This is a genomic window from Actinocatenispora thailandica, from assembly GCF_016865425.1.
Lineage (GTDB): Bacteria > Actinomycetota > Actinomycetes > Mycobacteriales > Micromonosporaceae > Actinocatenispora > Actinocatenispora thailandica.
Map to the genome: position 1 here is coordinate 2,880,484 of NZ_AP023355.1, position 12,164 is coordinate 2,892,647.

Genomic DNA, 12,164 nt, shown 5'->3' on the forward strand with positions numbered 1-12,164 from the left:
CGTCACTGCTGGCCCGGTGCGAAGGCGACCTTGACGGTCCCGAGCCGGCCGGCCGCGAAGGCGTGCCCGATCGCGTCCCGCCACTGGCTCAGCGAGTAGACCGCGTCCACGTAGCCGTCCAGCGGCGCCGTCCCGGCCAGTGCGACCGCCTCGGTGAAGTCGCCGGCCCGCCCGTCGGCGCGGGTACGCTCCTCCGCCGCGTTCGGTACGTCGTCGGTGACCTGCTCCGGGCCGCCGTGGTCGGAGGCGTAGGCACCGACCAGGCTCAGCTCCCGGTACCACAGCGGGGTCAGATCGACGCCGCTGGACGGGATGCCGGAGGCGACCACGGTGCCGCCGGCCCGCACCATCCGCAGCGCGGAGGTCAGGCCGCCGGCGCCGCCGGTGCACTCGAACGCGATGTCCGCCCCGCCGAGCAGGAAGTCCTCACCCATCTGCGGATGCTGCAGCGAACCGCCGGTGGCGCGGCGCAACGCCCGCGCGGCCCGTTTCGGCTCGAAGACCTCGGTCGCGCCCAGCTGGAGCGCCCGTTCCCGCTGGTGGCGGTGCTTGGCGACGACGTAGATCGGGCCGGCCTGGGTGAACTCGCGCAGCGCCAGCAGGGTGAACAGGCCGACCGTGCCGGCGCCGATCAGCAGCACCGAGGCGCCGGCCGGCACGTGCACCCGGCGGACCGAATGGACGGCACAGGCGATCGGCTCGACCAGCACCGCGCGCTCGTCGGACAGCTCGTCCGGCACCGGGTGCAGCTGGCTCGCGTGCGCGACGAACTGCTTGCTCCAGCCGCCGCCGGTGTCGCCGCAGTATCCGGTCTGCAGGCCGGACGAGACCGCGCCGCCGGTGATCCGGTCGCAGCGCGACTCGCGGCCGGTCGCGCACCAGAGGCACGGTTCGACGCCGCGCGGCCGGCAGGACAGCACCGGGTCCATCACCACCCGGCTGCCCTTGGGCAGGCCGGGCAGCTCGTCCATGGTCTCCGCGACGACCTCGTGTCCGGGCACGAACGGCGTCGAGATCATCGGCGACAGGTACGGCGAGTTCGAGCCGGACAGCAGCCCGAGGTCCGAACCGCAGATCCCGGACAGCAGTGGCTTGAGCCGGGTCCAGTCGTCGCCGGGCCGGCGCGGTTCGGACAGGTTGGTCAGTCGCAGCGGCGCCATGTTGCCGACCAGCAGGCCGGCCATCCGGCCGCCCAGCTTGGTGCCGGTCGCGGTGCGGGTGGCGAGATAACGCGCGGCGGAACGGTGATATTCCAGGCCCAGGATCACCGGGTCACCTCCGTACCGCCGGCGGGCAGCGAGCGGATCGGCGCGCCCGGCAACGCGGTGGTACTGGTGCCGGTCGGCAGCACGGCCGCCTGGCCCCAGCTGCCGGCGAGCAGGCTGTCGCGACTGCCGTCCATCAGCGCCTCCACCGGACCGCGGGTGTGCTTGCCCCACTCGCGCACTGTCCACTTCTTCCGCTTCGCGTGCCGGTACAGCTTCGGGTCGGGGTTGACGGCGTTCGGGTTGCCGACCGCCTCCAGCAGCGGCCGGTCGGAGAAGCTGTCGCCGTACGCGTACGACTTGGCGAGGTCGAACCCGCCCAGCCGGGCGTACCGGCGCAGGAACGCCGCCCGCGCCTCACCGACCAGCGGTGGGCCGTCCAGGTAGCCGGTGAACCGACCGTCCACCACGTGCAGCCGGCTCGCCACGATGTCGTCGAACAGCCCGTTCAGCGGCTCGACCAGGATGTCGATCGCGCCGGTGATCAGCAGCGTGCGATGCCCGGCCGCCTTGTGCCGGCGGATCTGCCGGACCGCCTCCGGCAGCGCCCGGGCCAGCAGCGTGTCACCGAGCCGGTCCGCGACCACCCGGCGCAGCGCCTGCTCGTCGGCGCCCTCGTAGCGGCGCAGGAAGGTGCGCACGAAGTCGCCCCGGTCCCGCCGCTCGGCGCGCAGGTACTTCGGCATCGCGGTGGCGAGGTCGGCGAGCTCACCCACCCAGCCGGACTTGGTGCGGCCGGCGAGCCGGGCCCACAGGTACGCCTCGATCATGTTCGAGGCGATGACGGTGCCCTCCAGGTCGAACACCGCGACCGCGTCGGTGCGCTCGGGCAGCGTCTCGCGCTTGGCGACGGTACGCGACCGCGGCCGCGACCCGATCGCCCGCATCGCCGCGGTGATCGCCGGGTAGTGCACGTCCTCGAGGTAGTAGTCCCAGTCGATGACCCGCGGGTCGAAGCCGTGCCGTTCCCGCTCGTCGGCCGGCAGCGACTCGTGCAGCGCCAGCAGCCGATCGTCGGTGTAGATGACCTCGGCCTCGGTGTACACCCCGTAGAGGTCCGAGTACTTGCGCAGGAACTCCAGCTCGCGCTGCTTGCGGTGGACCTTGGTCATCCAGTCCCGGGTGCGGGACGAGGCCGGCATCCGCAGCAGCGCCTGCTCGGCGAAGCCGGTCGCCCGCTCCCCGGTGCGCAGCAGCCGCTCGACGGCCTGCGAGCCGGGGAAGGTCCACAGCGGCACCTTGATCTCGCCGCGACCGCCGTCGGGCATCGGGTGCGCCTCGAAGTACTCCCTGATGGTCCGGTACATCTCCCGGATCGGCAGCGGGTTGGAGTGGCCCGAACCGACGTGGAAGTACTGCGCCTCGCCCGGCTCGGTGGGCGCCGTCGCGGCGGCCAGCGTCGCGTTGACCACCAGGTCGACCGGGATCACGTCGAGCACGCCGTCCGGCAGGCCGGGGAACTCCTGCAGCACGCCCCGGCCGTACGCCAGGATGATCGGGTCGGCCATCTTGAAGCCGTCGATCCAGCCCGGGAACGGGTATTTCAGGGCGCTCTCCACGATCGCCGGCCGCACCACCGTCAACCGATGCCCGGCACCGGCCCACAGCTGCTCGGCGGCGCGCTCACCCAGCGCCTTGGTGAAGGTGTACACGTCCGGCCAGCCCAGGCTCTGCGCGCGCAGCCGGCCGTAGTCGATCAGCCGCTTGGACACCCATTCCTTGCGGGCCTCCTCGGCGGCCAGCGCGGCCGACTGCGGGCCGGCCTTGCCGTGCTCGCCGCGCGCCTCGGCCAGCGCCTTGCGCAGCGCCTCCGGGCGGCGCGAGTCGCGCTCCACCTCGTCGCGCGCGGCCAGCGCCGAGGCCAGCTCGGTCTGCCAGTCGACGGTGTGGTCCAGCGACGCCTCGGGCACCACACCCTTGCGGGCGCCGGCCACGTAGGCGGTGGAGATGTGCACCACGTGCGGGCTGGTGCCGGTCGCCGCGATCGCCTGGTACAGGTTGACCACGCCGGACACGTTGGTCCGGAACGCCTCGTCGATCGGCGGGTCGAACGACACCGTGGACGCGCAGTGGATCACCACGTCCAGGTCGTCCGGCAGGCTCGGCGGGTTGCCGCCGAGATCGCCTTCCACGACGTCGATGCGCTCGGCGGCGATCCGGGCCGCCTCGTCGTCACCGACCCGTTCGCGCCAGGTGTTGAAGACCGGCTTGCGCAGCATGCTGTCCAGCCGTTGCGCGGCGGGCGTGCTGCCCTTGCGCCGGATCAGCACCGAGACGCGCGTGTCCGGATAGTCGGACAGCAGCTTCTCCAGGGTCGCCTGACCCAGGAAGCCGGTCGCGCCGGTGAGCAACACGTGCGCACCGGCCAACCGGCGAGCTGTCCCGCCCGTACCGACGTGCTCGCCGCTGTGGTCGTCCGCCACCTGCGCCCTCCCCGGCAGATCGATGGCCATCGCCGTGGTCGGCGCCGGCAGTCGCCGGCCGTTCCCCTCGGCTCCGACACGTTATACGTTGCCACCCGGGGTGTTCCAGGCCGGGTGACGATGCCTCGATTCGTACCGCGACGGCGCGATGACCTGCGGTGTCGGCCTCCGTCAGGCGGGAACCGAACCGGGCGGGACCACCTCCGGGCCGGTCACCGGCGCCGCCTCGGGCGCCGGGCCGCGGCTGCGGGTGGCGAACAGCAGTACCAGCGCCGCGAGCCACACCGCGGCGGCGCCGGCCATGTGCAGTCCCACCAGCACGATCGGCAGGTGGGTGAAGTACTGCACGAAGCCGATCACGCCCTGTGCCAGCTCGACGGCGATCAAGGTCACGGCGGCCCGCTGGACCGCCGCGGGCGCGCGGGTCGCCCGGAACGCGAACCAGGCCGCGACGCTCGCCCCGATCAGCAGCATCACCGAGTCCGCGTGCAGCTGCGCCACCACGCCCGGGTCCAGCCCGGTCCGGCGGGCGTGCTCGTCGCCGGCGTGCGGTCCGGAGCCGGTGACCACGGTGCCGATGGTCAGCACCACCGCGGCCAGCGCGGTCAGCAGCACGGTCAGTGCCCGCAGCGGCGGCCGGACCAGGGTCTGGGCCGGCTCGTCGCCCTCCCGGCAGCGCCGCCACAGCCAGTACGCGATCGCGATGATCAGCACCGTGAACAGGAAGTGCGCCGCGACCACGTACGGGTTGAGGTGGGTGAGCACGGTCATGCCGCCGAGGACGGCCTGGGCCGGGATGGTCGCCCCGGACAGCACCGACAGCCAGATCACCGAGCGGCGGCGCGGGTTCGCGACGAGCGCGGCGAGGAACGTCAGGATCACCGCGGCAACCAGGACGAAGGTCAGCAGCCGGTTGCCGAACTCGATGTAGCCGTGGATGCCGTAGGCGGGAGTGTTGCGGTACGACGCGTCGGTGCATTTCGGCCAGGTGGGGCAGCCGAGGCCGGAACCGGTCAGCCGCACCGCTCCGCCGGTGACCACCAGGACCACGTTGAGGGCCACCGTCGTGAGGGCCAGCCGGCGAACCGTGGCGGCCGAGACCCGCACCCGTTCCAGACTCACCGGGCCATCGTAGGCGGGGACGTTCTACGCGACGTAGACGGGGTGTGTGGCCTGGTGGCCGGGTCGTGAGCGTGATTTGAGGTAAGGCTCGGCTTCGTGTCTCGTTTCACCGGCGAGCCCGTTTGCATCGAGCCGCCGAAATACGTCACACTGATGTTGTGAAAAACGCGGCCAGCTCGACCCCGGGCCTCGGGGCGTGCGCGGGCGGTGTGCCGGAGCCACGATCCACCGGTCGGTCCGGTGACGCCGTCGGTGACGCACGCGCCCGGGACGGCCGCACCCGCGACGCGGTGACCCAGCTGCTGCTGGAGCGCGGCGCGCTGACCGCCGCCGAGCTCGGCGCCGAACTCGGGGTCAGCCCGGCCGCCATCCGCCGTCACCTGGACGCGATGCTCGCCGACGGCCTGGTCGCCGACCGCGACCGGGTGGTGCTGGGCCGGCGTCGGCGCGGCCGGCCGGCCCGCGAGTTCGTGCTCACCGACTCCGGCCGCGGCAGCTGCGGTCCGCACACCTACGACGACCTGGCCGCCGCCGCGCTGCGCTGGATCTACGCCTCCGGCGGGGCCGACGCGGTCTCCGCCTTCGTGGCGCAGCAGGTGGCGGCGCTGGAGGACAGCTGCCGCGCCGCCATGGAGGACGCCGGTGACGACCCGCTCGCCCGGGCGAACGCGCTGGCCGGCGCGCTGTCCGGGGAGGGGTACGCGGCCAGTGCCTCGGCCCTCGCCGCCGGCGGCCAGCTGTGCCAGCACCACTGCCCGGTGGCGCACGTCGCGGCCGAGTTCCCGCAGCTGTGCGAGGCCGAGACGCAGGTGATCAGCCGCCTCGTCGGCACCCACGTGCAGCGGCTGGCCACCATCGCCAACGGCGACGGGATCTGTACCACCTACATTCCCGACCCGCGACGCGCCCGCACCCTCGCGGACACGACTCCCCTCGACCGCACCGCGGTCGAACCTCCCGACCGCTCCGCGGTCGTACCACCCGGCCGGGCCGACGGCCCGGGCGAATCCGACAGTGACGATCCGAATCCGGTGAGGATGCGATGACGGCAGAGACGACCAACCAGGCGCCGGACCAGGTGCTCGACCCGATGGCCGCGCAGGCCGAGGAGCTGGAGCGGATCGGCCGCTACCAGTACGGCTGGGCCGACTCGGACGTGGCCGGCGCGGCGGCGAAGCGTGGTCTGTCCGAGGCCGTGGTGCGCGACATCTCGGCCAAGAAGAGCGAGCCGGAGTGGATGCTCTCGCGGCGGCTCAAGGGGCTGAAGCTGTTCGGCCGCAAGCCGATGCCGAACTGGGGCGCCGACCTGTCCGGCATCGACTTCGACAACATCAAGTACTTCGTGCGCTCCACCGAGAAGCAGGCGACCACCTGGGACGAGCTCCCGGCGGACATCAAGAACACCTACGACAAGCTGGGCATCCCGGAGGCGGAGAAGCAGCGGCTGATCGCCGGGGTGGCCGCGCAGTACGAGTCGGAGGTCGTGTACCACAAGATCCGGGAGGACCTGGAGGAGCAGGGCGTCGTCTTCCTCGACACCGACACCGGCCTCAAGGAGCACCCGGAGCTGTTCGAGGAGTACTTCGGCACGGTGATCCCGGCCGGTGACAACAAGTTCGCCGCGCTGAACACCGCGGTGTGGTCCGGCGGCTCGTTCATCTACGTGCCGAAGGGCGTGCACGTGGAGATCCCGCTGCAGGCCTACTTCCGGATCAACACCGAGAACATGGGCCAGTTCGAGCGGACGCTGATCATCGTCGACGAGGACGCCTACGTGCACTACGTCGAGGGCTGCACGGCGCCGATCTACCAGTCCGACTCGCTGCACTCGGCGGTCGTGGAGATCGTCGTCAAGAAGGGCGCCCGCTGCCGTTACACGACCATCCAGAACTGGTCGACCAACGTCTACAACCTGGTCACCAAGCGCGCCACCTGCGAGCAGGGCGGCACGATGGAGTGGATCGACGGCAACCTCGGCTCCAAGGTGACGATGAAGTACCCGTCGGTCTACCTGCTCGGTGAGCACGCCAAGGGCGAGGTGCTGTCGGTCGCCATGGCCGGCGAGGGCCAGCACCAGGACGCCGGCGCGAAGATGGTGCACCAGGCGCCGAACACGTCCTCGACGATCATCTCCAAGTCGATCGCGCGCGGCGGCGGCCGTACCTCCTACCGCGGGCTGGTGCAGGTGTTGGAGGGCTCCGAGCAGTCCAAGAGCACGGTCAAGTGCGACGCGCTGCTGGTGGACGCCATCTCCCGGTCCGACACCTACCCGTACGTGGACGTGCGCGAGGACGACGTGCAGATGGGCCACGAGGCGACGGTGTCCAAGGTCAGCGAGGACCAGCTCTTCTACCTGATGAGCCGGGGGATGACCGAGGACGAGGCGATGGCCATGATCGTCCGCGGCTTCATCGAGCCGATCGCCAAGGAGCTGCCGATGGAGTACGCGCTGGAGCTGAACCGCCTGATCGAGCTGCAGATGGAAGGCGCCGTCGGCTGACCGGGCCGATGCCCCGGTCGGCGCCGCGCGCCGCGCCGGCCGGGCAGCGGTGTGCCTCCGGCGCGACACCCGGTGACCAGCTGAGCCCGTACGGGCCACGAATTGCAGGAGAACACTCGCACGATGACGACTGACGTACCCGTCGTGTCGCGCCCCCACAGCCACGGGGGCGAGGCGGCGGCGACCGCCATCAAGCCGGCGGAGACCAAGGCACAGGCGCTGCGTTCGTACGCGGTGGCCGACTTTCCGGCGGTGACCGGCCGCGAGGAGGAGTGGCGGTTCACCCCGCTCAAGCGGCTGCGCGGGCTCGCCGACGGCAGCTTCGCCGCCGGCGGCGTGGCGCCCACCGCGCAGTTCGACGCGCTGCCGACCGGCGTGACGATCCGCCGGGTCGCCGACGAGCCCCGCAAGGGTTCGGTGCTGACCCCGTTCGACCGGGTCAGCGCCCTGGCGTACGAGCGATCCGCCGAGACGCTGGTCGTCGACGTGGCCGCCGAGGCCGTGGTCGCCGAGCCGGTGACGGTGCGGCTGGTCGGCTCCGGGGCCGACGGTGCGTCGTTCGGGCACACCTTCATCGAGGTCGGTGCGCTCGCCGAGGTCACCCTGATCCTGGACCAGACCGGCAGCACCACCTACGCCGACAACGTGGAGGTGGTGGTCGGCGACGGCGCGCGGCTGACCCTGGTGTCGGTGGCCGACTGGGCCGACGACGCGGTGCAGGCGCAGCACCAGAAGCTGCGGCTGGGCCGGGACGCGCGGGCCGTGCACGTGGCGGTCAACCTCGGCGGCGATCTGGTCCGGCAGTACATCTCGGTGGAGTACGCCGGTCCGGGCGGGGACCTGGAGGCCTACGGGGTCTACTTCGCGGACGGCGGGCAGCACCTGGAGCACCGGCAGTTCGTCGAGCACCAGGCGACCGACTGCCGCAGCCGGGTCACCTACCGCGGCGCGCTGCAGGGCGCCGCGGCGCACACCGTCTGGGTGGGCGACGTGCTGATCGGGGCGAACGCCACCGGCACCGACACGTACGAGGTGAACCGGAACCTGGTGCTCACCGACGGTGCGCGGGCCGACTCGGTGCCGAACCTGGAGATCGAGACCGGCGAGATCGTCGGCGCCGGGCACGCCAGCGCGACCGGCCGGTTCGAGGACGAGCACCTGTTCTACCTGATGTCCCGCGGGATCGACGAACTCTCCGCCCGGCGGCTGGTGGTGCGGGGCTTCTTCGTCGAGTTGCTGGAGAAGATCCCGGCCGGTGAGCTGCGCGAGCGGCTGGCGGCGGCGATCGACGAGCGGCTGGCCGAGGCGGGTGCCTGAGATGGCCGACTACCTGCGCATCTGCGGCCTGGACGAGATCGAGAAGGGCACCGCGGTGCACGTCGACATCGACGACGAGCCGATCGCGGTGGTGCACACCGACAACGGCGAGGTGTACGCGATCCGTGACGTGTGCTCGCACGCCGAGGTGCCGCTGAGCGAGGGCGAGATCGAGGGCTGCACGTTGGAGTGCTGGCTGCACGGCTCGCGCTTCGACCTGCGTTCCGGTGCGCCGACCGGGCTGCCGGCCACCGAGCCGGTGCCGGTCTACCCGGTGGAGATCCGCGACGACGACATCTACGTGTGCCCCGAACCGAAGAAGTGACGACATCCGCCGCCAGCCGGCGACGTGACAGGACCGGCACCAGCCGGCGAGATTGTCCGGCGCACCGCCGGCCGAGGAAAGAGCAAGGACTGACGTGAGCGTTCTGGAGATCCGCGACCTGCACGCATCGGTGCAGGTGTCGGAGGACGAGTTGAAGCCGATCCTGCACGGCGTGGACCTGACCATCCGGTCCGGGGAGACGCACGCGATCATGGGCCCGAACGGCTCGGGCAAGTCGACGACCGCGTACGCGATCGCCGGCCACCCGAAGTACAAGATCACCAGCGGCAGCGTGACGCTGGACGGCGAGGACGTGCTGTCGATGAGCGTCGACGCGCGCGCCCGGGCCGGCCTGTTCCTCGCCATGCAGTACCCGGTCGAGGTGCCGGGCGTGTCGGTGGCGAACTTCCTGCGCACCGCGAAGACCGCGATCGACGGCGAGGCGCCGAAGCTGCGCACCTGGGTCAAGGAGCTGCGCACCTCGATGGAGCAGCTCGGGATGGACCCGGCGTTCGCCGAGCGCAACGTCAACGAGGGCTTCTCCGGCGGCGAGAAGAAGCGGCACGAGATCGTGCAGCTGGAGCTGCTGAAGCCGAAGATGGCGATCCTGGACGAGACCGACTCCGGGCTGGACATCGACGCGCTGCGTGAGGTCAGCCAGGGCATCAACCGGGTCAAGGACGCCGGCCAGACCGGCCTGGTGGTGATCACCCACTACACCCGGATCCTGCGCTACGTGCAGCCCGACTTCGTGCACGTGTTCGTCGCCGGGCGCATCGTGGAGGAGGGCGGCAAGGAGCTCGCCGAGGACCTGGAGGCGTCCGGTTACGAGCGGTTCGTCAGCAAGGTGGGTGCATAGGCGATGATCGAGACGACCAGCGACACGACCGCGGCGGGCCGGCATCCCGGCATGCCGCAGTACGCCGACGTGCCGCGCTTCGACGTGGCGAAGGTGCGGGCCGACTTCCCGATCCTGACCCGGGAGATCGACGGTCACCCGCTGGTCTACCTCGACTCGGCCAACACCTCGCAGAAACCTCGGCAGGTGCTGGAGGTGCTCGCCGACCACTACGAGCACCACAACGCCAACGTGGCCCGCGCCGTGCACACGCTCGGTACCGAGGCCACCGAGGCGTACGAGGGGGCCCGCGCGAAGATCGCCCGGTTCATCGGTGCCCGCAGCGCCGACGAGGTCGTGTTCACCAAGAACTCGTCCGAGGCGATGAACCTGGTCGCCTACTCGTTCGGCCAGCAGGGCGCCGCGGCGGCGACGGGAAGCGCGCAGACCGGCTTCACCGACCCGCGGTTCCGGCTGGGCCCCGGCGACGAGGTGGTGATCTCCGAAATGGAGCACCACTCGAACATCGTGCCGTGGCAGCTGCTGTGCCAGCGCACCGGCGCGACGCTGCGCTGGTTCGGCATCACCGACAACGGCCGGCTCGACACGTCCGACCTGCACGAGCTGGTGAACGAGAAGACCAAGATCGTCTCGTACGTCCTGCAGTCGAACATCCTGGGCACCATCAACCCGGTCGCCGAGATCGTCCGGCGGGCGCACGAGGTCGGCGCGCTGGTGATGCTGGACGCCTCCCAGGCGGTGCCGCACGCGCCGGTCGACGTGGTCGACCTGGATGTCGACTTCCTCGCCTTCACCGGGCACAAGATGTGCGGGCCGACCGGCATCGGGGTGCTGTGGGGCCGCGCCGAACTGCTCGACGCGATGCCGCCGTTCCTCGGCGGCGGCGAGATGATCGAGACGGTGAAGATGGAGGGCTCCACCTTCGCGCCGCCGCCGGCCCGGTTCGAGGCCGGTACCCCGCCGATCGCGCAGGCCATCGGCCTGGGTGCCGCGGTCGACTACCTGACCTCGATCGGCATGGACGCGGTGCGCTGGCACGAGAAGGAACTCACCGCGTACGCGCTGGACGCGCTCACCGAGATCCCGGGGCTGCGGATCTTCGGCCCGGCGGTCCCGGTCGGCCGCGGCGGTACGATCTCGTTCGCGCTGGACGGCATCCATCCGCACGACGTCGGCCAGGTGCTGGACGCCGAGGGCGTCGCGGTCCGGGTGGGGCACGGCTGCGCCCGGCCGACCTGCGCCCGGTTCGGCGTTCCTGCGGTCACCCGTGCCTCGTTCTACCTGTACACGACGACCGAGGAGATCGACGCGCTGGTCCGAGGAATCGGCAGCGTCCAGAAGCTGTTTTCCTGAGCGTGTCTCATGACGACCAGACCGACCCGAGGATCATGACCCGAGATGCAGCTTGACTCGCTCTACCAGGAGATCATCCTGGATCACTACAAGCACCCGCACGGTCGTGGCCTGCGGGAGCCGGGGCCGGTGGCCGGCCAGTCCGAGCCGCACGTGGCCGAAGCGCATCACGTCAACCCGACCTGCGGTGACGAGATGACCGTCCGGGTGCATCTGACCGGTGACGGTGCGAAGGCCCGGGTGTCGGACGTGTCGTACGACGGGATGGGCTGCTCGATCAGCCAGGCGTCCGCCAGCGTGCTGCACGACCTGGTGTCGGGCCGCACCCTGGACGAGGCGCTGCGCCTGCACGAGGCGTTCAACGAGCTGATGACCGGCCGCGGGCAGGTCGAGCCGGACGAGGAACTGCTGGAGGACGCGGTCGCGTTCGCCGGCGTCGCGCGGTACCCGGCCCGGGTGAAGTGCGCACTACTGTCCTGGATGGCGTTCAAGGACGCCGCCGCACGGGCCACCGCGGAAACCGCAGGAGGCAACTGATGAGCGACCAGCAGACCCGTACGGTCGACCCGGCCGGGCTGGCCGGCGCGACCGAACCGGAGCCCACCGAGCAGGCGCCGCCGCCCGCACCGGCCGACCCGCCGGCCGGCGGCGCGGGCGCGAAGGCGAAGATCGAGGACGTCGAGGAGGCCCTCCGGGACGTCGTCGACCCCGAGCTGGGCATCAACGTGGTCGACCTCGGCCTGGTCTACGGGCTCTACGTGGACGACGAGAACACCGCGATCGTGGACATGACGCTGACCTCGGCCGCGTGTCCGCTGACCGACGTGATCGAGGACCAGGCGCAGCAGGCGCTGTGCGGCGGGCCGAGCCCGCTGGTGGGCGGCGTCCGGATCAACTGGGTGTGGATCCCGCCGTGGGGCCCGGACAAGATCACCGACGACGGCCGCGAGCAGTTGCGCTCGCTCGGCTTCAACGTCTGAGCGGTTCCCGCGCCGGGACC

General features: G+C 71.4%; 10 protein-coding genes and 1 pseudogene. 8 read left to right on the forward strand and 3 right to left on the reverse strand.

The window, feature by feature from the left end; genetic code table 11:
* Positions 1–2: 2 nt before the first annotated feature.
* The 3 genes from Athai_RS12780 to Athai_RS12790 all read right to left on the reverse strand — a co-directional run bounded on the left by Athai_RS12780 (position 3) and on the right by Athai_RS12790 (position 4,810).
* Positions 3–1,268 (reverse strand): zinc-dependent alcohol dehydrogenase, encoded by a 1,266-nt coding sequence (locus Athai_RS12780; protein ID WP_203961696.1) that lies wholly within the window; start codon positions 1,266–1,268, stop codon positions 3–5.
* On the reverse strand, positions 1,265–3,688 hold the full coding sequence (locus Athai_RS12785) for an HAD-IB family hydrolase (protein ID WP_203961697.1): 2,424 nt from the start codon (positions 3,686–3,688) through the stop codon (positions 1,265–1,267). Before Athai_RS12785 ends, Athai_RS12780 begins: the two co-directional genes overlap by 4 nt.
* Before the next feature lie 171 nt (positions 3,689–3,859).
* Positions 3,860–4,810, reverse strand: coding sequence for a COX15/CtaA family protein (locus Athai_RS12790; protein WP_239156897.1), 951 nt, complete (start codon positions 4,808–4,810; stop codon positions 3,860–3,862).
* 209 nt (positions 4,811–5,019) lie between these two features.
* Here Athai_RS12790 and Athai_RS12795 point away from each other — a divergent pair.
* The 8 genes and pseudogenes from Athai_RS12795 to Athai_RS12830 all read left to right on the forward strand — a co-directional run.
* A pseudogene (locus tag Athai_RS12795) lies at positions 5,020–5,703 on the forward strand (helix-turn-helix transcriptional regulator); the annotation flags it as partial.
* 197 nt (positions 5,704–5,900) lie between these two features.
* Positions 5,901–7,310, forward strand: coding sequence for a Fe-S cluster assembly protein SufB (gene sufB / locus Athai_RS12800; RefSeq protein ID WP_203965606.1), 1,410 nt, complete (start codon positions 5,901–5,903; stop codon positions 7,308–7,310).
* Between the two features lie 123 nt (positions 7,311–7,433).
* Positions 7,434–8,627 (forward strand): Fe-S cluster assembly protein SufD, encoded by a 1,194-nt coding sequence (gene sufD, locus Athai_RS12805; protein WP_203961699.1) that lies wholly within the window; start codon positions 7,434–7,436, stop codon positions 8,625–8,627.
* A 1-nt stretch (position 8,628) separates the two neighbouring features.
* Complete coding sequence (locus tag Athai_RS12810) at positions 8,629–8,952, forward strand: non-heme iron oxygenase ferredoxin subunit (RefSeq protein ID WP_203961700.1); 324 nt, start codon at positions 8,629–8,631, stop codon at positions 8,950–8,952.
* Between the two features lie 94 nt (positions 8,953–9,046).
* Entirely contained in the window at positions 9,047–9,811 is a 765-nt protein-coding gene (sufC, locus tag Athai_RS12815; protein WP_203961701.1) for a Fe-S cluster assembly ATPase SufC, read from the forward strand.
* A 3-nt stretch (positions 9,812–9,814) separates the two neighbouring features.
* Positions 9,815–11,164 carry a cysteine desulfurase gene (locus Athai_RS12820; RefSeq protein WP_203961702.1) on the forward strand — a complete coding sequence of 450 codons (1,350 nt, stop codon included), beginning with the start codon at positions 9,815–9,817 and terminating at the stop codon, positions 11,162–11,164.
* A 45-nt stretch (positions 11,165–11,209) separates the two neighbouring features.
* Positions 11,210–11,701, forward strand: a complete 492-nt coding sequence (gene sufU / locus Athai_RS12825) for a Fe-S cluster assembly sulfur transfer protein SufU (RefSeq protein WP_203961703.1) — start codon at positions 11,210–11,212, stop codon at positions 11,699–11,701.
* Positions 11,701–12,144 carry a metal-sulfur cluster assembly factor gene (locus tag Athai_RS12830; RefSeq protein ID WP_203961704.1) on the forward strand — a complete coding sequence of 148 codons (444 nt, stop codon included), beginning with the start codon at positions 11,701–11,703 and terminating at the stop codon, positions 12,142–12,144. Before sufU ends, Athai_RS12830 begins: the two co-directional genes overlap by 1 nt.
* The last annotated feature ends 20 nt before the right edge of the window (positions 12,145–12,164 follow it).

Coding starts and splice junctions, on each gene's coding strand:
- Athai_RS12830 (WP_203961704.1), top strand. CDS start 11,701: ATGAGCGACCAGCAGACCCGTACGGTCGACCCGGCCGGGCTGGCCGGC.
- Athai_RS12810 (WP_203961700.1), top strand. CDS start 8,629: ATGGCCGACTACCTGCGCATCTGCGGCCTGGACGAGATCGAGAAGGGC.
- sufB (WP_203965606.1), top strand. CDS start 5,901: ATGGCCGCGCAGGCCGAGGAGCTGGAGCGGATCGGCCGCTACCAGTAC.
- sufD (WP_203961699.1), top strand. CDS start 7,434: ATGACGACTGACGTACCCGTCGTGTCGCGCCCCCACAGCCACGGGGGC.
- Athai_RS12820 (WP_203961702.1), top strand. CDS start 9,815: ATGATCGAGACGACCAGCGACACGACCGCGGCGGGCCGGCATCCCGGC.
- sufU (WP_203961703.1), top strand. CDS start 11,210: ATGCAGCTTGACTCGCTCTACCAGGAGATCATCCTGGATCACTACAAG.